We start from the raw sequence: 24,602 nt of genomic DNA, 5'->3' as shown, positions 1-24,602 counted from the left end.
GGACCTTCAGTCGGTACTAAAGGGCCTTGCACAGGGAGAGATCTGATGATAGAGAAACGGAACGTGCCAGTCAGCGCGAATGCGGGAATGGCCTCCCGGCACGGACGGCCGGGAGGCGGGAAGATGGCGGCGACTGACGGGGGAAGACAGTCGCCGCCATCGGCTCAGGCGTCCCGCCTGCGCAGGACCACGTAGCCGGCCACCTGGGCGGCGGCCACCCACACGAGGACGACGAGGAGTGCGCCCATCCGTCCGTACGGCTCCGCGTCACCGTCCATCAGGTGCTGGCCCGCGGTGGAGGGCAGATAGTCCATGATCTTCTTCGTGAAGTCGCTGCTGGAGAGCGCCAGGGCTCCGGGCAGTCCCGCGAGGATCATGAACACGGTCGTGAGAGTGCCCACGGCACTGCGGATCGCGGCTCCGATGCCGATGGCGAAGACGCCCATCAGCGCCACGTAGACGCCGGTGCAGACGATCGTCGGCACCGCCTTGCCCAGGTCGGAGTCGGCGTACTCGAACAGCAGCGGTGCGGTGGTGACGGTGCCGACGAGCGCCAGCAGCGTCCCGACCACGAACATCACCGGCGCGGCGACGGCGGACTTGGCGAACAGCATGCGACCGCGCACCGGCACGCACTGCAACGACGTGCGGATGCTGCCCGTGGAGTACTCCGCCGTGATCGCCAGCATGGCGAGCGCCACGACGGCGAACTGCACCATGTTCACGGCGAGGACCATCGGGTGGGCGATCGGGATGTCGACGTTCTCACCGTCGCTGCGGTAGCTGTTCGCGATGCTGACGCCCAGTCCCGGAGCGAAGATGCCCATCAGGACGACGGAGCCGGCGAGGCACCACCAGGTGGCCCGCACCGACCAGAGCTTGGTCCACTCCGCGGCCACCGCTCCCCACGTGCCACCGCCACCCTGCTGCACGGACGCCTGGGACGCACGCGTGCTCACGGTTGTGCTTGCCATGACTCAGGCCTCGACTTCCTGCTGCTCCTGGAGGGGGACCGCGCCCACGGCCGCGGGCTTGGGCGACTTGTACTCGATGCTGTTGGCGGTCATCTCCATGTAGGCCTCCTCCAACGAGGCCTCGACGACGCGCAGTTCGTGCAGCCGGATGCCGAGCTGGTAGGCCAGGTCACCGATCGTCTCGACCGACACCCCGGAGACGAGGATCTCGTGCTCCTCGTGCCGCTGGACCTGCGTCGACTGCGCTTCCAGGCGCCCCACCAGGTTGTCCATGCCGTCGCCGTCCGGTGTACGCACCCGGACCGCGGTCAGCGAACTGCGCGCGATGACACGGTCGATGGTGTCGTCGGCGAGGAGCTTGCCCCGGCCGATCACCACGAGGTGGTCGGCTGTGAGTTGCATCTCACTCATCAGGTGGCTCGACACGAAGACCGTGCGGCCTTCTTCGGCCAAGGAGCGCATCAGTTCGCGCACCCAGCGCACGCCGTCCGGGTCGAGGCCGTTGACGGGCTCGTCGAACAGCAGGATCTCCGGGTCGCCGAGCAGTGCGCTGGCGATGCCGAGCCGCTGTCCCATGCCCAGCGAGAAGGAGCCGGAGCGCTTCTTGGCCACCTTCTCCAGACCGACGATCTCCAGGACCTCGTCCACCCGCTTGCGGGAGATCCCGTTGCTGCGCGCCATGGCCAGCAGATGGCTGTGCGCGCTCCGCCCCGGGTGCAGGGCCTTGGCGTCCAGCAACGCGCCGACCTCACGCAGGGGGTGCTTCAGCGCCGCGTAGGGCTTGCCGTTGATCAGTGCCTCGCCCGAGGTGGGATTGTCCAGACCCATGATCATGCGCATGGTGGTGGACTTGCCGGCGCCGTTCGGGCCGAGGAAGCCGGTCACCTTGCCGGGCGCGATGTCCAGGTTCAGGCCGTCCACGGCCACGGCGGTGCCGTACTGCTTCGTCACTGCGCGCAAGGTGATCATGGCCAGTCCGTCCTCAGGGGTCCGTTCATGTCGATGACGGTACGGGCCCGGCGCTGACCTGGTCTTCCGTCCAACGACAGAGTGGCACTACGACTTTCGACAGAGAGACGGGTGCTGCCGGGGTCGTCACCGCGGGCCGGGCAGGGGGCCGGGCACCGCGGGCAGGACGGGCGGACCGGGCATGCGGCGGGGCCCGTGCGGATGTGTGTCCCGCACGGGCCCCGCCGCGCCTGCCACGTCCACGGGGGCGGCGTGTGCCGTACCGCGTGAGCGTGTCCTGCGCGTTCTGCGTGTCCTGCGTGCCGTGTCGTGTGGCCCGGCTACAGCAGGTCTTCGAACTCGTCGATCTCCTCCTGGGTGATCGCTTCCAGGGCCACGTCCGACGGAGTGAGCCCGCCCGCCTCCGGGCTCTCGGCGTGTCGGGCCAGGGCCCGCAGCGCCTCGAACCACAGACGGCCGAGCTCCATGACGGAGTCGTCCGCCACCAGGCGCTGGGCCCAGGTCCAGCCGGCCACCAGCCGGCCGCCCCCGGGGCCGTCGGCGGTGTGGGCGTTCAGCTCGACCACGTGGGACAGCGGAGCGGTGTCCGCCTCACCGGCCGGGCCCGCCACCCCGGGTTCGGGTGCCCAGACGGCGTCCTCGGCGCCGTCGGTCGCGAACCGCCCCAGGTAGTTGAAGCCGAGCTGGGGCCGTTGGCCCGCGGCGAGCCGCTGCCCGGTGACCGGGTTGAGGTAGCGCAGCAGGCCGTACCCCATGCCCGAGCCGGGCACGGCACGCAACTGCTCCTTGATCCGCTTGAGCACCGCGCCCGCGGCCGGCCCGCCCGCCCAGGCGTCGGCCCGGTCGTAGGCACCGGGGGCGAGACGTACGGGGTACATGCTGGTGAACCAGCCGACGGTGCGCGACAGGTCGGCGCCCTCGACGGTTTCCTCGACCCGTCCGTGGCCCTCCAGGTCGACCAGGAACGACGTCTGCCCTCCCCGGCCGCGCCACTCGTCGAGGGCCCAGGCGAACGCCGCGAGCAGCACGTCGTTCACGCCGACGTTGAAGACCGCGGGCACCCTGGTCAGCAGCGGCACGGTCACGTCCTCGGGCAGCACCATCTCGACCCGGCCGGCGGTACGGTGCGTGTCCTGCTTGGGGTCCAGCGGCCCCGAACCGATGAACGGCTCCGGAGTGTTCAGCGCCCGGGCCCAGAAGTCGGCCTCCGCGACGCGGTCCGGTGTCCGGGCCGCTTCCCGCAACCGCAGGGCCCAGCGGCGCAGCGAGGTCCCGACGGGTTCGGGCCGGGGTTTCTCGCCCCGCGCGGCGGCCTCGTACGCCTCCATGAGGTCGGGCAGCAGGATGCGCCACGAGACTCCGTCGACCACCAGGTGGTTGACCACCAGCAGCAGCCTCCCGTGCTCGGCCGGCCCCCGGTCGAACCACACCGCTTGGAGCATGGTCCCGCGTTCCGGGTCCAGTCGCTCCACAGCGGCCCGGGCCTCGGCCGTGTAGATCCGCTCGAACCCGTCCGCGTCCCGCCCGGCCGCCTCCACCCGGTGGGTCACCAACTCGGCGCGGATCACGCCGGGCTCGGCGATCTCGCAGGTCAGCGCCCCGGACTCGGTGGCCTCGATCACCCGCATGCGGAGCGCGTCGTGGTGGTCGAGCAGCGTCTGCACCGCCGTGAGCAGCGGTTCCTGCCTCAGTCCCGCCGGTACCCGCAGCACGGTCGACTGGTTGAAGCGGTCGATGGCGCCCCCGCGTTCGCGCAGCCAGTGCATGATCGGCGTCATCGGCAGCGGTCCCACGCCGGCGCCCGGCTCCTCGGCCGCCACCGCCTCGGCGCCGTCCTCCATGGCCGCGGCGAGGGCGGCCACGGTGCGGCGCTCGAAGACGTCCTTGGGCGACAGCACCAGTCCCGCCTTCCGGGCGCGGCTGACGAGCTGGATCGACATGATGCTGTCGCCACCCAGATCGAAGAACCCGTCGTCGATCCCGACCTCCGCCACGCCGAGCACCTCGGCGAACAGCCGGGACAGCGTCTCCTCCCGCGCGGTGCGCGGTGCGCGTCCGGCCTCCGTCGTGAGCTCGGGCACCGGCAGCGCCGCGCGGTCGAGCTTTCCGACGGAGGTCAGCGGCAGGGCGTCCAGCTCGACGACGGCCCGCGGGACCATGTAGTCGGGCAGCGCCCCGGCCAGGTGGTCACGCAGCGCGTCCGCGCCGCCGTCCGCGGACGGCACGACGTACGCCACGAGCCGCTTGTCCCCGGGGCGGTCCTCGCGCACGACGACGGCGGCCTCGGCGACGGACCGGTGCGCGGCGAACGCCGCCTCGATCTCGGCCAGTTCGATGCGGAAGCCGCGGACCTTGACCTGGCTGTCCGCCCGGCCGAGGAACTCCACCCGCCCCGCGCTGTTCCATCGGACGACGTCGCCGGTGCGGTACATGCGCGCGCCCGGAGCGCCGAAGGGGTCGGCGACGAACCGCTCACCCGTCTGACCGGGCCGCCCCCAGTAGCCGCGGGCCAGCCCGGCGCCCGCGATGTACAACTCGCCCCGCACGCCCACCGGTACGGGACGCAGGCGCTCGTCCAGGACGTAGTGCCGCGTGTTGTCCATGGGCCCGCCGATCGGGACACCGGCGGACGCCTCATCGACATCGGCGGGAGCGACCACGTGGCAGGTCGAGAAGGTCGTCGCCTCGGTCGGACCGTACACGTGGACGACCCGGACGCCGGGGCAGTGTTCCATCACCCTGCGCATCGCACTCGCCGAGGCCAGGTCGCCGCCCGTCCACACCTGCCGGACGTTCGCCAGGCACTCGGGGTGCTCCTGGGCGAGCACCCGGAACAGGCCCGTCGTCAGGAACAGGGCGGTGATCCGCTGCTCCACGATGATGCGGCCGAGCGTCTCGATGTCCAGGTCGCCCGGTGGTGCGACCACGACCCGCCCGCCACTGAGCAGAGGCGCCCACAGTTCGAACGTCGAACCGTCCCAGGCGTGCGGCGAGTGCAGCGGCACCCGATCCACCACACCGTCCAGCCAGCGCGAGTCCTCGGCCAGGGCGGTCACATCGGCATGGGTGGCCGCCACGCCCTTGGGCTCACCCGTGGAGCCCGAGGTGAACATCACGTACGCGAGACGGTCGGGCTGGATGTCCAGGCCGAGACCGAGGCCGAGGCGCTCCCCGTCCGTGGTTCCGGGGGTCTCGGTCGGCTGGGGGGTCTCGGCGGTTGCGGTGGTCGCGGTGGTCTCGGCGGTCGCGGTGGTCTCGGTGATTGCGGTGGTCTCGGCGGTCGCGGTGGTCTCGGTGATTGCGGTGGTCTCGGTGATCAGGAGGGGTATCTCCCGGCGCACCGACTCCGCCCGTGAACGCAGCACGCGGTCGGTGAGAAGGATCTCCGCCCCGGTGCTGTCCAGGATCCAGCGCATCCGGTCGTCCGGGTAGGCCTCGCTCAGCGGCACGTACACACCGCCCGCCTTGGCCACCGCCAGCAGCGCCACGACCAGGTCCACGGAGCGTTCCATGAGGACGCCCGCCCGGGACTCCGGCCCCAGCCCGAGCCCGACGAGACGGTGGGCGAGGAGATTGGCGCGTCCGTTCAGCTCCGCGTACGTGACCTCGGCGCCCTCACAGACGACGGCCACGGCGTCCGGTGTACGGGCGACCTGTGCCTCGAAGCGGTCCGGCAGCGCGGCACGGGTCCGCTCCCGGCTCGGGACCTCGGTCGCGTTCCACTCGACGAGCGTCCTGCGCAGTTCCTCCTCGTCCTGCACGACCGTCTCGCCCACCGGCCGGCCGACGTCCGACACCAGGGCGTCGAGCACCCGGACCGTCCGTTCGGCCAGGACACGGACGGTGTCCTCCTCGAACAGATCGGTGCTGTAGTCGATGCGTCCGGCGTACCCGTCGACCGCGTCTCCGAAGGAGAAGAGCAGATCGAACTTGGCCGCGCCCAACGAAGCACCCGCTGCCGAGACCTCCAGCCCCGGCAGCCCTCCGACCGCGGAGAGCGCGCGCTGCTCCTCGTCCTCGTTCCAGCTGAGCGCCGTCTGGAAGAGGGGGTGGCGGCTGGTGGAGCGTTCGGGGTTGACGGCCTCGACGAGGCGTTCGAAGGGGATGTCCTGGTGGGCGTAGGCGGCGAGGTCGGTCTCCCGGATCCGGGCCAGCAGCTCCGTGAAGGTGGGGTTGCCGGTGAGGTCGGTGCGCAGGACGAGGGTGTTGACGAAGAAGCCGACCAGGTCCTCGACGGCGTCGTCGGTGCGCCCGGCGATGGGTGAGCCGATGGGGATGTCCGTGCCGGCGCCGAGGCGGGACAGGAGCACGGCGAGGGCTGCCTGGAGGACCATGAAGGTGCTGGCCTGTTCCTGCCGGGCCAGGGCCTCGATGCGCTCGCGCAGGTCGGTGGGAATGGTGAAGGTGACGGTGCCGCCCTGATGGGACGGGGTGGCGGGCCGGGGCCGGTCGGTGGGCAGGTCGAGTTCGGCCGGCAGGCCGGCCAGGGTCTGCGTCCAGTAGGCGAGTTGCTTGCTGAGAACGGAGTCGGGGTCGTCCTCGGTGCCCAGGACGTCGCGCTGCCACAGGGTGTGGTCGGCGTACTGCACCGGCAGCGGGGCCCAGGTGGGTGCCTGACCGGTGACACGGGCCCCGTAGGCGGTGGTCAGGTCCCGGGCGAGGGGGGTGAGGGACCAGCCGTCCGCGGCTATGTGGTGCACGACGAGCAGCAGGACGTGCTCGGTCTCGCCGAGGTGGAAGAGGGTGGTGCGCAGCGGGAGGTCGCGGGTGAGGTCGAAGCCCTGGGCGGCCGTGGTGGCCACGGCGGCGTCGAGCTGCTCCTCGGTGACTTCCCGTACCTCGAAGGCGGGTGTGGCCCGGTCCGGGGTGAGGATGATCTGGTGGGCGCCCTGGTCGTCCTGGGCGTAGACGGTGCGCAGGGCTTCGTGGCGTGCGGTGACGTCGGTGAGGGCGGCGCGCAGGGCGTCGTGGTCGAGGGCGCCGGTCAGGCGCAGGGCGACGGGGATGTTGTACAGGGCGCTGCCGGGCTCGTACTGGTGCAGGAACCACAGCCGCTGCTGCGCGTACGACAACGGCAGCCGCTCCGGACGCACCGCCCGCGCCACCACCGGCGTACGAGCGGACACCGCCTGCCCCAGCAACCCCGCCAGCCCCGCCACCGACGGCGTCTCGAACAGGGCCCGTACCGAAAGCTCCACCCCCAGAGCCGTACGGATACGCGAGACCAGCCGCGTCGCCAGCAGCGAATGTCCGCCGAGGTCGAAGAAGCTGTCGTCGATGCCGACGCGTTCCAGGCCGAGGATGTCGGCGAAGAGGTGGGCGAGGACTTCCTCGTGGGGGGTGCGGGGTGCGCGGGCCGATGTGTTCGCGCCGTCCCGGTCGGGGTCGGGCAGGGCCTTGCGGTCCAGTTTCCCGTTGGCGGTCAGCGGGATGGTGTCGAGGGTGACGAAGGCTGCGGGCACCATGTAGGCGGGCAGGGACTGGGCGAGGTGGGTGCGCAGCTCGTCCGCAGATACCGCATCACCGGTGGTGTAGGCGATGAGGCGGTCCTCGCGCACGATGACCGCCGCCTGCGTGACGGCAGGATGCTGGACCAGGGCGGTCTGGATCTCGCCGAGCTCGATGCGGAAACCACGGACCTTGACCTGATCGTCGGCCCGGCCGAGGTATTCCAGTTCGCCGTCGGTGTGCCGACGGGCCAGGTCACCACTGCGGTACATACGCGTACCGGCCGGTCCGTAGGGGTCGGCGACGAAGCGTTCCGCGGTCAGACCCGGCCGGTTCAGGTAACCGCGGGCCAGTCCCGGGCCCGCCACATACATCTCCCCCGTCACGCCTGCGGGCACCGGGTGCAGGGCACTGTCCAGGACGTACAGGCGCAGGTCCGGGATGGGCTCACCGATCAGAGACGCACCCTGTCCGGCCACGGTCGCGGCGTCCAGGGCCCGGTGGGTGACGTGGACGGTGGTCTCGGTGATGCCGTACATGTTCACCAGCCGCGGCCCGCCCCCCGCCTCCGGATGACGCGCATACCAGGTACTCAGGCGGCCCAGGTCCAGGGCTTCACCGCCGAAGACCACATACCGCAGCGCCAGACCCTCACCCAGGGCCGGGTTCTCCTGGTCGGCCTGCATCAGCTGGTAGAACGCCGACGGCGTCTGGTTGAGGACCGTCACTCTGTCCGCGGCAAGCAGCGCCAGGAAGTCGGCGGGACTGCGGGAGACCGTGAACGGCACCACCACCAGGCGACCACCGTGCAGCAGCGGCCCCCACAGCTCCCACACCGAGAAGTCGAACGCGTAGGAATGGAAGAGCGTCCACACATCATCGGCCCCGAACCCGAACCAGTCCCGGGTCCGGGTGAACAGCCGCACCACCTGCCCGTGCGAGACCACCACACCCTTGGGCCGGCCCGTCGAACCCGACGTATAGATCACATACGCCGGATGCTCCGCCCGCACCACCACGTCCGCGAGAACGCCAGCAGACCGGGCCGCCAGGTCGGTCATCGTGTCGGGGTCGTCCAGCACCACGGTGTCCAGGTCGCCGACCTGCTCGGGCAGGGCCTGGCGTGTCGTCACCAGCAGAGCCGGAGCCGCATCCTTGAGGACGTAGGCGATCCGCTCGGCGGGATACGACGGATCCACCGGCACATACCCGGCCCCCGCCTTCACCACCGCCAGCAACGCCACCACCAGATCGACCGACCGCTCCAACGCCACCGCGACCAGCCGCTCGGCCCCCGCACCCCGCTCCACCAGCAACCGCGCCAGCCGATTCGCCCGACCGTCCAACTCCCCATACGACAACGCCACACCGTCACACGAGACCGCCACCGCCTCCGGCGACAACACCACCTGCCGCGCAAACCACGACACCAACGTCACACCCACATCCAACGGGACGACCGAAGCAGCCGAAGCACCGGTGGCAGGCGCGGGAAGCAACTCCGCCCGCTCCCCCGGCAACAACACCCCCACCCGCCCCACCGGCACCGAAGGCTCACCCACCACAGCCCCCAACACCCGCACGAACCGCTCCGCCAACAACTCCACCGACGCACGATCGAACAGATCGACGCTGAACTCGACCTCTCCCGACAGTCCTCCGGCGTTGCCGTCGGCGTCGCGGGCCGCGGAGATGTGGAAGACGAGGTCGAACTTGGCCGCTCCGGTGGAGGCGCGCTCGGTCGTCACCGTCAGGTTCGGGAGCTGGGCCACCGTGTCGAGTGCCGCGCTCTCCTCGTCGTTGTTCCACTCCAGGACCGTCTGGAAGAGCGGGTGACGGGAGGGGGAGCGCTCGGGGTTGACGGCCTCGACGAGGCGCTCGAACGGGATGTCCTGGTGCGCGTAGGCGGTCAGGTCGGTTTCCCGGACGCGGGCCAGGAGCTCCGTGAAGGTGGGGTCGCCGGTCAGGTCGGTGCGCAGGACGAGGGTGTTGACGAAGAAGCCGACCAGATCCTCGACCGCGTCGTCCGTCCGCCCCGCGATCGGTGAGCCGATCGGGATGTCCGTACCCGCACCCAGCCGGGACAGAAGCACGGCCAGCGCCGCCTGCACGACCATGAAACCGCTGCAGTCGTGGGCCCGCGCCAGTTCCTCGAGACGCTGGTGCAGTTCGGCCGGAACGCTCAACGGCACCGAGTCGCCCCGGTGCGAGGGGGCGGAGGGGCGGGGGCGGTCGACGGGCAGTTCCAGTTCGGCGGGGAGTCCGGCCAGTTCACGCTTCCAGTGCGCGAGTTGGCGGGAGACGGTCGACTCGGGGTCGTCCTCGGCGCCCAGCACCTCGCGCTGCCACAGCGTGTAGTCGGCGTACTGCACCGGCAAGGGTGTCCAGGACGGTTCACGGCCGGCGACCCGGGCCGCGTACGCCGTGGTCAGGTCCCGGGCCAGCGGGCCCATGGACCAGCCGTCGCCGGCGATGTGATGGAGCAGCACGAGCAGGACGTGCTCCTCGGGCGACAACTCGAACAACCACGCCTTGAGGGGGATCTCCTCCGCGAGGTGGAAGCCCTGCCTGGCCATGCCGGTGAGGCGGTCCCGCAGATCATCCGGCTCGATCCGCTCGACCGGAATGCGGGGGCGTGCCTGTGCCGGGGGGAGCACAGTCTGGTGGACGTCGTTGGCGTCCCCCTTGAAGACGGTGCGGAGGGTCTCGTGACGCTCCACCACGTCCGCGAGCGCCGACTCCAGGGCCTCCCGGTCCAGGGTGCCGGTGAGGCGGAGGGCGGTCGGCAGGTTGTAGGTGGGGCTCGGCCCCTCGAAGCGGTCGAGGAACCAGAGGCGTTGCTGCGCGAAGGACAGGGGGACGTGCTCGGGGCGCGGTCCGGCGGTCAGCGGTACACCGGCGCGTTCCGCGGAGGTGAGTACCGCGGCGAGACCCGCGACCGTCGGGTGCTCGAAGAGACGGCGGACCGGGATCTCGGCTCCGAAGGTGGTCCGCACCCGGTTCACGAGGCGGGTGGCGAGCAGGGAGTGGCCGCCCAGGTCGAAGAAGCTGTCGTCGATGCCGGGCACGGCGACGCCGAGGACTTCGGAGAACAGCCCGCACAGGATCTCCTCCTGCGGGGAGCGCGGCCTGCGGCCCGTGGCGGCACCGCCCAGTTCGGGGGCGGGCAGGCCCTTGCGGTCGACCTTGCCGTTCGCGGTGAGCGGGAGTGCGTCGAGCTCCACGAACGCCGACGGGACCATGTGGGCGGGCAGGGCCGTGGACACATGGGCGCGCAGTGCGGCGGTGTCGACGACCGCGTCGGCGCCCGGGACCACGTAGGCGACCAGTCGGCGGTCTCCGGGCCGGTCCTCACGGACCATGACGAAGGCGTCGACGATCTGCGGCGAGGTGGTCAGCGTGGCGCGCACCTCGCCGAGTTCGATGCGGAAGCCGCGGACCTTGACCTGGTCGTCGACGCGGCCCTGGTACTCCAGTTCTCCCTGCGCGGTCCGCCGCGCGAGGTCTCCCGTGCGGTACATGCGCGCACCGGCCGGTCCGTGAGGATCGGCGACGAAGCGTTCCGCGGTCGGGCCGGGGCGGCCGAGGTAGCCGCGGGCGAGGCCGGCGCCTGCGAGGTAGAGCTCACCCGTGACACCGTCGGGAACCGGCCGCAGCGCGGAGTCGAGCACGTACGTACGGGTGTTGGCGATCGGTCCGCCGATCGCGGGCGTGACCCGCCCGGTGAGCGGGCTGCTGATCGTCGCGCAGACCGTCGCCTCGGTCGGTCCGTACGCGTTGAGCATGCGCCGGCCGCGCGACCACTGCTCGACGAGGTCGGGAGGGCAGCTCTCGCCCGCGACGACCAGGGTCGTGACCGTGCTCATCGAGCCCTCGGGCAGCGACGGCAGGGCGGACGGCGGCAGGGTCACATGGGTGATGCGCTGTTCGTCGAGGAGGGTGGCCAGCGGCGCTCCCGGCATCAGTCGTTCCTGCGGGGCCAGGACGAGGCAGGCACCCGCCAGGAGTGCCATGCAGATCTCGGAGACGGACGCGTCGAAGCTCGGCGAGGCGAACTGCAGGACCCTGCTGTCCGCTTCGACGCCGAACGCCTCGATCTGCGCGGCGGCGAGGCTGGGAAGACCGCCGTGGGTGACGACCACGCCCTTGGGACGGCCGGTCGAGCCGGAGGTGTAGATGAGGTAGGCCGGGTTGTCCGGCCGGGCCGCACGGTGCGGCGGGGTCGGGTGACCGTGCGCGGCCGGTGCCTGTCCGAGGTCGTCCACCAGGATGCGGGGCAGTCCGGACACGGCCGCGCCGGAGGTGCCGGCCGCTCCGCCCACGCCGTCGGTGACGGTCCCGTCGGTCTTCCCCAGGCGCTCGCCCAGCGCACGGGTGGTGACCAGCACTCCGGGTGCCGCGTCGCGCAGGATGTAGGCGATGCGGTCCGCGGGATAGTCGGGGTCGACCGGCAGGTAGGCCGCCCCGGTCTTCATGACGGCCAGGATCGCGACGACGAGTTCGGCGCCCCGGGGCAGGGAGACGGCGGCGATCCGCTCGGGGCCGAGCCCCGCCGCGCCGAGCCGGCCGGCCAGCCGGTCGGAGGCCTCGTCGAGCTGCGCGTACGTCAGCACGGAGCCCTCGTGGGCGACGGCGGGTGCGTCCGGGGTGTCGCGGACGCGGGTGCGGAAGAGTTCCGGCAACGTGGCGTCGGCCAGGGCGCGGGCCGGCCCGCTCGCCCGTGCGAGGAAGCGGTCGCGCAGTGCGGGTGCGGGCAGGTCGACGCGTCCGACCGGGCGGTCGGGGCGGTGGGCGAGGTCGCGCAGCACGTCCAGGAACCGGTCGGTGACCGACCGCGCACCGCGCTCGTCGAACAGGTCGGGCCGGTGGTCGAGCCGGAACGCCAGCCGCGCCCCGGGTACGGCGACGAGCGCGAGGGCGTAGTGCGTGGCGTCCCGGTTCGTGGCCCCGGTCAGGGTCAGGCCCGAGCGTCCCGCCAGTTCGCCCAGGGCGTCGGCGTCCAACGGGTAGCTCTCGAAGACCATGGAGGTGTCGAAGAGCTCCCCCAGGCCGGTGAGCTGCTGGATCTCGGTGAGTCCCAGGTACTGGTGGTCGAGCAGGGCCGTCTGCTCCCGCTGCAGCCGGCCGGCGAACGCGGCCGCCGTCTCCCACGGGTCGATCCGTGTGCGCAGCGGGATGGTGTTGATGAACAGACCGGCCATGTCCTCGGCGCCGTCCAGGTCGGCCGGGCGGCCGGAGACGGTGACGCCGAAGACGACGTCGTCCCGTCCGGTGAGCCGGCCGACGACGACGGCCCAGGCCGCCTCGACCAGCGTGTTGAGGGTGACGCCGGACGACCGGGCCTGTGCGGCGAGGGCCGCCGTGTCCTTCTCGGCGAGGGTGAACTCCACTCGTGCGGGGGCGAGCGGCGCCCGCCCCGCGGGCACCGGAGCCACTCGGCTCGGTTCGTCGAGCCCGGCCAGCGCCTCCTGCCAGGCGGTCCGGGCGGCGTCCCGGTCCCGGCCGGCCAGGTGTCCCAGGTAGTCCCGGTACGGCCGGACCCGTGGTAGCGGGGCGGCGTCGGCGACCCGGCCGGTCCGGCGCGCGTACAGGGCGAGCAGCTCCCGTACGAGCACGGGCGACGACCAGCCGTCGAGGATGATGTGATGGTTCGTCAGGACGAGCCGCCACCGCTCCGCGCCCAGTCGCAGCAGCACGTAGCGCAGCAGCGGAGGACGGTCCAGGTCGAAGCGGGTGCCGTACTCCTCCTCGAGGACGCGCGTCGCCGCGGCTTCCCGGTCCGGCTCGTCCCACCGGGTCAGGTCGACCTCACGCCACGGCAGCGGAGGGTCGGTCACCACGATCTGCACGGCGTGTCCGGCGGCCGTCCTGCGGAACGCCGAGCGCAGGGCGCTGTGCCGCCCCAGCACCTCCCGCGCGGCCTCGCGCAGGGCGTCGGTGTCGAGGGCGCCTTCGATGTCGACGGCCAGCTGGGCCGTGTAGATGTCCGGGGCCGAGTCGTCGTAGGCGCTGTGGAAGAACAGGCCCTCCTGCAAGGGGGACAGCGGCAGTACGTCCTCCAGCACGCGCCCCGCCCGCTCCGGGGCCGTGTGCACCGGGACGGGGGCGGTCGTGGAGGCCTGCGCCTGCGCCTGCGCCTGTGCCTGTGCCTGTGCCTGTGCCTGTGCCTGTGCCTGTGCCTGTGCCTCCAGCGTTTCGATCTCGGTCTGGGTGACGCCGGACAGGAGCACGTCGGACGGGCTCAGACCGCCCGCGCCGGGGGTCCGGCTGTGCTCGGCCATCGCCCCCAGTGCCCGGAACCAGCCCTCGGCCAGTTCCCGCACGCTCGCTTCGTCCAGCAGCTCACCGGCCCAGGTCCAGGAGGCGACCAGCTCGGGGCCGTGCTCGCCGTCGTGCGTGGCGGCGTTGACCTCGACCGTGTGCGCCAGGGCGAGTCGGGGGTCCTCGCTCGCACCGGCCAGCGGAACGGCCGTCCAGTCCGCGGCCACGGCACCGCCCTCCGGGGCAGCGCCGGCGATCCGTCCGAGGTAGTTGAACCCGATCTGCGGTCGGGCCCGGTCGAGCTCGGTGCCGGATGCCGTTCCCGCTCCCGCTCCCGCTCCCGCTCCCGGGGCGAGGTGACGCAGAAGGCCGAAGCCGAGGCCCTTGTCGGGTACGGCACGCAGCTGTTCCTTGACGCGCTTCAGCACCGTACCCGGGTCGGAGACGCCGTTCCGCCCACCCCCGGGCGCCAGCCTCACGGGGTGGATGCTGGTGAACCAGCCGACCGTGCGGGACAGTTCGGCACCGGGTACGACTTCCTCCACCCGGCCGTGCCCTTCCAGGTCCAGCAGCACGTCATCCGCCTCGGGAGCGCCGTGTTCCATCCGCCACCTGGTCACGGCGGTCGCGAAGGCCGCGAGCAGCACCTCGTCGGCGCCGGCCCGGAACAGTGCGGGCGTCACACCGAGCAGGGTGCGAGTGACCTCGGAGGGCAGCCGCAGTTCGAGGGTGCGCGCGGTGGCGAAGGTGTCGCGCGCCGGGTCCAGGGCACGATCACCGAGCAGCGGGTCGGGTCCGGCCAGGGTCCGCTCCCAGAGGGACCGCTCCGCCTCCCGCCCCGGTGCGGCCTCGGCCAGCCCTCGGGCCCAGCTACGGAACGACGTGCCCACCTGCCCCAGTGCGGGCTCGCGTCCCTCCGAAAGCGCCTGCCACGCCTCTTCCAGGTCCTGCACGAGGATGCGCCAGGACACGCCGTCCACCGCGATGTGGTGCACGATCATCAGGAGTCGTCCCTGGAGGTCGCGGCCACGGTCGAACCAGACCGCCCGGACCAGCGCCCCGGACGCCGGGTCGAGCGCTCGCCGCGCCCGTTCCCCCTCCGCCCGCATCAGGTCTTCCAGCGCCCGTCCGTCCAGCTCGGACGCGTCCACCCGGCTCAGGACCGCATCCGCGGAGGGGACGTGAGCGACGTCCAGTGCCTTGAGCGTCCACGCGTCGTCCGTACGCAGCCGAAGACGCAGCGCGTCATGGTGGTCGAGCAGCTTCTGTACGGCGATGACCAGTCGTTCGCGATCGGCCCGAGCCGGTACGCGCACCACGACGGCCTGGTGGAACTGGTCGACGGGCCCGCCTCGTTCGGCGAGCCAGTGCATGACGGGCGTGAGCGGTACGGCACCGATGCCGGCGCCGTCCTCCTCGGCTGCGGCACCGCTCTGCGGGTCGTCCCCGGCGATGAGCGCCGCGAGCGCCTCGACCGTCTTGTGCTCGAAGACGTCCCGAGCCGAAAGACTCAGACCGGCTCGACGGACCCGGCTGATCAGCTGGATCGACATGATGCTGTCGCCACCGAGGTCGAAGAAGCTGTCGTCGATGCCGACGCGTTCCAGGCCGAGGATGTCGGCGAAGAGGTGGCAGAGGACTTCCTCGTGGGGGGTGCGGGGGGCGCGGGACGATGCGTTCGCGCTGTCCCGGTCGGGGTCGGGCAGGGCCTTGCGGTCCAGTTTCCCGTTGGCGGTCAGCGGGATGGTGTCGAGGGTGACGAAGGCTGCGGGCACCATGTAGGCGGGCAGGGACTGGGCGAGGTGGGTGCGCAGCTCGTCCGCAGATACCGCATCACCGGTGGTGTAGGCGATGAGGCGGTCCTCGCGCACGATGACCGCCGCCTGCGTGACGCCGGGGTGCTGGACCAGGGCGGTCTGGATCTCACCGAGCTCGATGCGGAAACCACGCACCTTGACCTGATCGTCGGCCCGCCCCAGGTATTCCAGTTCGCCGTCGGTGTGCCGGCGGGCCAGGTCACCACTGCGGTACATGCGCGTACCGGCCGGCCCGTAGGGGTCGGCGACGAAACGTTCCGCGGTCAGTCCGGGACGGTTCAGGTAACCGCGGGCCAGTCCCGGGCCCGCCACGTACATCTCCCCCGTCACGCCTGCGGGCACCGGGTGCAGGGCACTGTCCAGGACGTACAGGCGCAGGTCCGGGATGGGCTCACCGATCAGGGACGCACCCTGTCCGGCCACGGTCGCGGCGTCCAGGGCCCGGTGGGTGACGTGGACGGTGGTCTCGGTGATGCCGTACATGTTCACCAGCCGCGGCCCGCCCCCCGACTCCGGATGACGCGTGTACCAGCCGGTCAGGCGGCCCAGGTCCAGGGCCTCACCGCCGAAGACCACATACCGCAGTGCCAGACCCTCACCCAGGGCCGGGTTCTCCTGGTCGGCCTGCATCAGCTGGTAGAACGCCGACGGCGTCTGGTTCAGGACCGTCACTCTCTCCGCGGCCAGCAGCGCCAGGAAGTCGGCGGGACTGCGGGAGACCGTGAACGGCACCACCACCAGGCGACCACCGTGCAGCAGCGGCCCCCACAGCTCCCACACCGAGAAGTCGAACGCGTAGGAATGGAAGAGCGTCCACACATCATCGGCCCCGAACCCGAACCAGTCCCGGGTCCGGGTGAACAGCCGCACCACCTGCCCGTGCGAGACCACCACACCCTTGGGCCGGCCCGTCGAACCCGACGTATAGATCACATACGCCGGATGCTCCGCCCGCACCACCACACCCGGCACCGCACCGGCCGACCGGGCCGCCAGATCAGCGACCGTGCCCGGGTCGTCCAGCACCACCGTGTCCAGGTCGCCGACCTGCTCGGGCAGGGCCTGGCGTGTCGTCACCAGCAGAGCCGGAGCCGCATCCTTGAGGACGTAAGCGATCCGCTCGGCGGGATACGACGGATCCACCGGCACATACCCGGCCCCCGCCTTCACCACCGCCAGCAACGCCACCACCAGATCGACCGACCGCTCCAACGCCACCGCGACCAGCCGCTCGGCCCCCGCACCCCGCTCCACCAGCAACCGCGCCAGCCGATTCGCCCGACCGTCCAACTCCCCATACGACAACGCCACACCGTCACACGAGACCGCCACCGCCTCCGGCGACAACACCACCTGCCGCGCAAACCACGACACCAACGTCACACCCGCATCCAACGGGACGACCGAAGCAGCCGAAGCAGGAGCCAGCAACTCCGCCCGCTCCCCCGGCAGCAACACCTCCACCCGCCCCACCGGCACCGAAGGCTCACCCACCACAGCCCCCAACACCCGCACGAACCGCTCCGCCAGCAACTCCACCGACGCACGGTCGAAGAGATCGACGCTGTACTCCACCTCACCGCCGCTGAGGCCGGAGACCTGGAAGACAAGGTCGAACTTCGCCGCTCCCGAGACAGCACGCTCATGCGCGAGGCTGAGACCAGGCATCTCGGTGGTCTCGAGAAGAGCCCGTCGCTCGGCTTCGTCACTCCAGTTCAGGACCGTCTGGAAGAGGGGGTGCCGGCTGGCGGAGCGTTCGGGGTTGAGGTGATGAACGAGGCGTTCGAAGGGGATGTCCTGGTGGGCGTAGGCGGCGAGGTCGGTCTCCCGGACCCGGGCCAGCAACTCCGTGAAGGTGGGATTGCCGGTCAGGTCGGTACGCAGGACGAGGGTGTTGACGAAGAAGCCGACCAGGTCCTCGACCGCGTCGTCGGTGCGCCCGGCGATGGGTGAGCCGATCGGGATGTCGGTGCCCGCACCCAGCCGGGACAGGAGCACGGCCAGTGCTGCCTGGAGGACCATGAAGGTGCTGGCCTGTTCCTGGCGGGCCAGGGTCTCGATGCGCTCGCGCAGGTCGGTGGGGATGGTGAAGGTGACGGTGCCGCCCTGGTGGGACGGGGTGGCGGGCCGGGGCCGGTCGGTGGGCAGGTCGAGTTCAGCCGACAGGCCGGCCAGGGTCTGCGTCCAGTAGGCGAGTTGCTTGCTCAGGACGGATTCGGGGTCGTCCTCGGTGCCCAGGACGTCGCGCTGCCACAGGGTGTGGTCGGCGTACTGGACCGGCAGGGGTGCCCAGGCGGGTGCCTGACCGGTGGTGCGGGCGGTGTAGGCGGTGGTCAGGTCCCGGGCCAGGGGGGCGAACGATCCCTCGTCGGCGGCGATGTGGTGCACGAGGAGCAGCAGGACGTGCTCGGACTCGTCGAGACGGAAGAGGGTGGTCCGCAGCGGCAGCTCACGGGTCAGGTCGAAGGCGTGGCGGGCCGCGTCGGCCAACGCGCCGGCAAGCTGGTCCTCGCTGACCCCCCGTACCTCGAACACCGGAGTGGCCCGATCGGCCGGACGGATCTCCTGATACGCACCCGTGGCACTGTCGTCGACGATGATCGTGCGCAGGCTCTCGTGGCGTGCGGTGACGTCGGTGAGGGCAGCGCGCAGGGCGTCCTGGTCGAGGGTGCCGGTCAGGCGCAGCGCGATGGGAATGTTGTAGGTGGCGTTGGGGCCTTCGAGCTTGTGCAGGAACCACTGCCCCTGCTGGGCCGGCGACAGCGGAACGCGCTCCGGACGCGGCTGAGCCGTCACCGCTGCCCTTGCGTGGCCTGCACCGGTCAGGGCGTGAGCGAGGCCCGCGACGGACGGCGTGTCGAAGAGGGCGCGGACGGAGAGCTCGGCGCCGAGGGTGGTGCGGATGCGGGCGACGAGACGGGTGGCGAGCAGGGAATGGCCGCCCAGGTCGAAGAAACTGTCGTCGATACCGACCCGCTCCAGGCCCAGAACGTCCGCGAAGAGATGACAGAGAATCTCCTCCCGGTCGTTGCGCGGCCCGCGCCCCGACGACTCCACACCGTCCCACTGCGGCGTGGGCAGAGCCTTGCGGTCCAGCTTCCCGTTCGCCGTCAACGGCAGCACCTCCAGCACGACGAACGCCGACGGCACCATGTACGCGGGCAGGGACTGGGCGAGGTGGGTACGCAGGTCCTGCGGGGTGACCGCCTCACCCGTGGTGTAGGCGATGAGCCGCTCCTCACGGACGATGACCGCCGCACGAGCGACCGCCGGATGCGATCCGAGCAGTGCTTCGATCTCACCGAGTTCGATGCGGTGACCGCGGACCTTGACCTGGTCATCCGCGCGCCGGAGGTAGGTGAGGTGGCCGTCGGGGGTCCAGCGGACCACGTCTCCGGTGCGGTACATGCGGGTGCCGGCCGGCCCGTACGGGTCGGCGACGAAACGCTCCGCGGTCAGAGCCGGGCGCAGCTGGTAGCCACGGGCCACGCCTTCGCCGGCGATGTACAGCTCACCCGGCACCCCCACCGGAACGGGCTGGAGATGAGCGTCCAGGACGTAGACCCGGGTGTTGGCCAACGGCTGCCCGATGGTCACCGGCTCACCCGCGGTGAGGGTGGTCGCGGTGGACCAGATCGTCGTCTCGGTGGGCCCGTACACGTTGGTGACCTGAGCAGCCGCCTCAGTGAGCCGGCCGGCGAGGTCGGCAGGCAGCGCTTCACCACCCGCCAGGACCCGCACACCGGCGAGCGCGGCAGCCGCACCCGCGTCGTCGGCCACCGAACGCCACAGGCTCGGCGTGGCCTGCATGACGGTGACCCGCTCACCCGTGAGCAGCGCGCGCAGCTGCTCGGGCTCGTGCACGACACCCGAAGGAGCCACGACCACGGCCGCACCCGCCGTCAGCGGCGCGAACAGCTCCAGCCCCGCGATGTCGAAGCCGACCGTCGTCACCGCCAGCAGCCGGTCCCCGTCCGCCAGCGGAATCCGCTCACGCATATCGGTGAGCAGGTTGGCCAGGGCACCCCGGGAGACGACCACACCCTTGGGGCGGCCCGTCGAACCGGACGTGTACAGCACGTACGCGGCCAGTGCAGGATCAACCGAAGCAGGCAGCACACCACCCGCGGCCGGCTCACGCTCCCACGCCCCCTCCAGCCACTCCTCGTCGATGACCAGGACCGGCCCGGTCTCCTCCCGCATGAACGCGAGCCGCTCCGCGGGGAAGTCGGCGTCCAGCGGCAGATACGCACCGCCCGTCTTCAGCACCGCCAACAGCACCGTCACCAGATCCGCCGTACGCGGCAGCATCACCGCCGCATACCGCTCCGGACCCACCCCCGCCTCCACCAGCAGCCGCGCCAACCGGTCACTACGGGCATCCAGCTCCGCATACGACACCGCCACCCCACCGAAGACGACCGCCGCCGCCTCCGGCACCCGAGCCACCTGCGCCCGGAAACGACCCACCACATCCCCACCAACACCAACACCCGCGTCCGCCGAACGAGTGTCGTTCCACTCCTCCAGCACCCGCAGCCGCTCATCCACCGCCAGCACACCCACCCGACCCACCCGAGCCCCCGGCGCCGACACCACCGTCTCCAGCACCCGCACGAACCGCTCGGACACCCGCTCCGCGAGGTCGGGGGTGACCAGGTCGGGGCGGAAGTCGAGCCGGAAGCTCATGCCCTGGCCGGTGGTGCCGGGGATGGTCGCCAGGCTCAGCGCGTAGTGCGTGCCACCGCGGATCTCGGCGTCGCCCAGGGAGAGGCCGGCGCGCGCGGCGCCGGAGCGGACGGCTTCGTGGTCGAGGGGGAAGTTCTCGAACACCGTCAGGGTGTCGAAGAGTTCACCGAGGCCGATGGCCCGCTGCAGTTCGGCGAGGCCGATGTGCTGGTGGTCGACGAGTTCGGCCTGTTCGTCCTGGAGGCGACGCAGGAGTTCGCCGACGGTCTCCGACGGACGCAGCGTCACACGCAGCGGCAGGGTGTTGACGAAGAGGCCCACCATGTCGTCCGCGCCGTCGAGGTCGGCCGGTCTGCCCGCCACCGTTACTCCGAACACCACGTCGTCGCGTCCGATGAGGCGTCCGAGCAGCAGGGCCCAGGCGGTCTGGACGAGGGTGTTGGGGGTGACCCCGTGGGAACGGGCCGCCCGGGTGAGGGCGTGGGCCGTGTCATCGGGCAGGGCGAAGCGGATGCGTTGCTGCGCTGCGGGGCCGCTGCCGGGACCGTCCGTTCCCAGGCGCACCGGTTCGTTCACTCCGGCCAGGGCGGTGCGCCAGGCGTCGAGCGCCGCGTCGTGGTCGCGGGCGGCCAGCCAGTCGAGGTACTCCCGGTAGGGGCGGGCCCGCAGCGGGGCCGGGTGGGCGTCGTCGGCCGTCGTGGCGTAGGCCGTCAGCAGGTCGCGGACGACGAGGGGCAGGGACCAGCCGTCGAGGACGATGTGATGGTTGGTCAGCACGAGTCGCCACTGGTCCGTTCCGAGCCTGGCCACGGTGAACCTGATCAGCGGCGGCTCGGACAGGTCGAAACGGGTCCAGCGTTCCCGGTCCAGGAGTTCCCGCCAGGCCTCGGCGCGCTCGTCGTCGGCGAGGTGGGTGAGATCGGCCTCGTGCCAGGGGGTGGTGACGGTGTCGGACACCATGGCGACGGCTCGTCCGTCGGCGATCTGCCGGAAGCCGCTGCGCAGTCCGGGGTGGAGTGCGAGAACCGTGTCGGCGGCCCTGCGCAGGGCCGGGACGTCGAGGGCGCCGTCCAGGGAGAGGACCAGCTGCGCGTTGTAGTAGTCGAGCGCCGCGGTGTCGAACTGGTTGTGGAAGAAAAGGCCTTCCTGGAGCGGCGAGAGCGGCAGCACGTCCACGGCGCCCGGGACGGCGGCCTTCGCCTGGACGACGTCCTCGGGGGTGAGTGCGTCGCCGGACGGGGCAGCGTCCGGGGCGTCGGCCGGTGCTCCGTCCGTCGCGCCGTTCTCCGCGGCCAGGCCCGGGAGCAGGGCGAGTTCCGCGACGGACCGGTGGCGGAAGACGTCCCGTGCGGTGAGGCGCAGGCCGGCCCGGCGGGCGCGGCCGACCAGGCGGGTGGCCATGATGCTGTCGCCGCCGGAGGCGAAGAAGTCGTCGTCGATGCCGACCTCGGGCAGGCCGAGGACGTCGGCGAAGAGCCCGCACAGCCGCGTCTCGCGCGGTGTGCGGGGCGCGCGCCGCTCGGTGCCGGCGGTGCCGTAGTCCGGCACGGGCAGGGCCTTGCGGTCCAGCTTTCCGTTCGGGGTCAGCGGCAGTACCGGCAGGACGACGAAGGCGGCGGGGACCATGTAGTCGGGCAGCGAGGCGGCGAGGTGCGCGCGCAGCATCGCCGTGTCGGGTGCCTCGGCGGTGTCCGGGACCACGTAGGCCACCAGGCGCTGGTCGCCCGGGCGGTCCTCCCGTACGACGGCGGCGGCGCGGCCGACGTGCGGGTGGCGCAGCAGGACGGATTCGATCTCGCCGAGTTCGATGCGGAAGCCGCGGAGTTTGACCTGGTCGTCCGCGCGTCGCTGGTACTCGAGCCGGCCGTCGGGGGTCCAGCGGACCACGTCGCCGGTCCGGTACATGCGGGTGCCGGGCGTGCCGAAGGGGTCGGCCACGAAGCGTTCCCCGGTCAGTGCGGGGCGGTCGTGGTAGCCGCGGGCCAGGCCGGCGCCGGCGATGTACAGCTCGCCGGATACGCCGGCGGGGACGGGGCGCAGCGCGTGGTCCAGGACGTAGACGCGGGTGTTGAGAATCGGGCGGCCGATGGAGACAGGGGTGTCCGCGGTGATGTCGCAGGCCGTGGACCAGACGGTGGTCTCGGTCGGTCCGTAGAGGTTGGTGACGGAGGCGGCGACGGTGGTGAGGGTGTGGGCGAGGGCCGTGGGGAGCGCCTCACCGCCCACGAGGACGCGTACGTCGCTGAGCACGTCGCCGTGGTCGGCGGCCAGCGCGTGCCACAGGCTGGGAGTGGCCTGCATGACGGTGACCTGCTCGCGGGTGACCAGGGCGCGCAGCGCGTCCGGGTCACGGACCTCGTCGCGGTCCGCCAGGACGACCGAGGCGCCGGACAGCAGCGGCAGGTACAGCTCCAGTCCCGCGATGTCGAAGCCGATCGTGGTCACGGCCAGCCAGCGGGCGGTGTCCGTCGTGCCGAGGCGGTGCGCCATGGCGGTGAGGAAGTTGTCCAGTGCGCCCCGGGTGACGACCACGCCCTTGGGCCGCCCGGTGGAACCGGAGGTGTAGATGATGTAGGCGGGGTGGTCGGCGCGGACCTCGGTGACGCGTTCGCGGGGGTGCGGGTTGGCGGTGGGCATGGCGGCGCTGCGGGCCTGGTCGAGCAGGAGGAGGGGTGCCTTCGCCGTGGTGGGGATGCGGTCGGCGCAGTCCCCGGTGGTGAGCACGAGGGCGGGGCGTGCGTCGCCCAGGATGTAGGCGATGCGGTCGGCCGGGTACTCCAGGTCGACGGGGATGTAGGCGGCGCCCGTCTTGAGCACGGCGAGCAGGGCGATGACCAGTTCGGGTGAGCGCGGGAGGGCGACGGCGACGTACTGTTCGGGCCCGATGCCGCGCTGCAGGAGGACGCGTGCCAGTTGGTTGGCGCGGGAGTTCAGTTCGCCGTAGGTCGTCCGGGTGGAGCCGTGGACGAGGGCCGGGGCCTCGGGCGTCTGCTGGGCCCGCGCTTCGAACTGCTCGGGCAGGGAGCGGCCGGGGAGCGGGTGAGCGGTGTCGTTCCAGTCGGTGAGGATCCGTTCCCGTGCGGCCTCGTCGAGCAGGTCGGCGTCGCCGACCGGCCGGTCGGGGGCGGCGGCGAGGGCGGTGAGGAACGCGATGAACCGTTCCTGGTGGGCGGCCAGTTCGGCCTCGGTGTACAGGGCGGGGTTGGCGTCGAACTCCAGGAGCACGCCGCTTCCCGAGGTCGCCGGGTCGCCGAAGGAGACCACGGACAGGTCCTTGACCGGGCCGGTCCACAGCGGGTGCATGACGGTGTCGTGGCCGCCGAAGCGGATCTCCCGGCCGAAGGACATGGCGTTGACGGTGACCGAGTGCAGTCCCCCGCTGCTGCCGGACAGGCCGAGGTCGCGGTGCAGGTCCTCGCTGCGGTAGCGCTGGTGCTTGAGGGCGCCGCCGACCCGTGCGGTGACCTGCTGCACGAGGTCGGTCAGGGTGGTGCCGGGGTTCAGGGTGAGGCGCAGCGGCACCTCGTTGGCGAAGGCGGCCGGTGTGGTGAGTGCGCCCGCGGTGGTACGGCCCGTGGTGGGCAGGCCGACGACCACGTCGTCGGCGCCGGTGAGGCGGTGCGCGTAGGCGGCCACCGCGGCGAGCAGCACGGAGGACCAGCGGCCCGCCGCGGCGAGCAGCGCCATGTGGTCCGCGGGCAGCCGGACGGTGCGCCGCAGGGCGATGGGGGACGGGTCGGCGGTCCGGCCGGTCAGGGGGGCGGGGTCCGGGGCGCCCGCGAGGGCGTCCCGCCAGTAGCCGCGGTCCGCGTCGTGCTGCGGCGAGGTGCGGTAGTCCTGGTCGCGGGCGACGAGTTCGGCCAGGGGACGGAACCGTGTGGGCGCGGGCTCGCGGCCCGCCGCCAGCTCGGTGTAGACGTGGGCGAGCCGACGGCAGTAGACGGCCTGCCCGTAGCCGTCGAGGACGATGTGGTGGTGGCGGAAGTAGAGCAGTGACCGGTTCTCACCGGTGCGCAGGAGGGCGTGGCTGTACAGCGGTCCCGTGCGCAGGTCGGACGGGACCGCCAGGTCGGCGTTCATCCAGGCGAGGGCGGTCGCGTCCGGGTCGGGCTCCGTGGTGAGATCCAGGACGTGCACGGGCATGCCGTCGCCGGCCGGTTCCACGGTCTGCCGGAGTTCGTCGCCGTCCTCGTCGAAGCGCACGCGCAGTGCCTCGGTCTCGGCGACGGTGCGGCGGACCGCCTCGGTCAGGACGCCGGCGTCCACGTGTCCCGCGATCTCGAAGTAGGTGGCGCAGTTGTACAGCGGGCTGTCGGGGGACAGTTGCTGTGCCACCCAGATTCCCGTCTGTGCGGCCGAAACAGCCCTGTGAACCGACCCATGCTCAGACACTGCGCACCTACCCACGTTCTCTTCGGTCTCCTTACGGGCTCTTCTGCTGCGG

3 protein-coding genes are annotated in these 24,602 nt (G+C 71.8%); all 3 read right to left on the bottom strand.

The genetic code is table 11. The features are described from left to right. Positions 1-164: 164 nt before the first annotated feature. Positions 165-974: an ABC-2 transporter permease gene (locus SAM23877_RS26860; RefSeq protein WP_063796791.1), complete on the bottom strand. Its 810-nt coding sequence runs from the start codon at positions 972-974 to the stop codon at positions 165-167. Positions 975-977: 3 nt separating this feature from the next. After that, positions 978-1,943 (bottom strand): ABC transporter ATP-binding protein, encoded by a 966-nt coding sequence (locus tag SAM23877_RS26855; protein ID WP_053138561.1) that lies wholly within the window; start codon positions 1,941-1,943, stop codon positions 978-980. 320 nt (positions 1,944-2,263) lie between these two features. Beyond that, the gene (locus SAM23877_RS26850; RefSeq protein WP_159041998.1) at positions 2,264-24,550 is read right to left on the bottom strand and encodes a non-ribosomal peptide synthase/polyketide synthase; all 22,287 of its coding nucleotides are present in this window, start codon (positions 24,548-24,550) and stop codon (positions 2,264-2,266) included. Between the last annotated feature and the right edge of the window lie 52 nt (positions 24,551-24,602).

It is taken from the genome of Streptomyces ambofaciens ATCC 23877, from assembly GCF_001267885.1.
In the GTDB taxonomy this organism is placed as follows: Bacteria; Actinomycetota; Actinomycetes; order Streptomycetales; family Streptomycetaceae; genus Streptomyces; species Streptomyces ambofaciens.
Note: the sequence above shows the minus strand (reverse complement) of the source record. Positions and strands in the feature narration are given on the sequence as shown.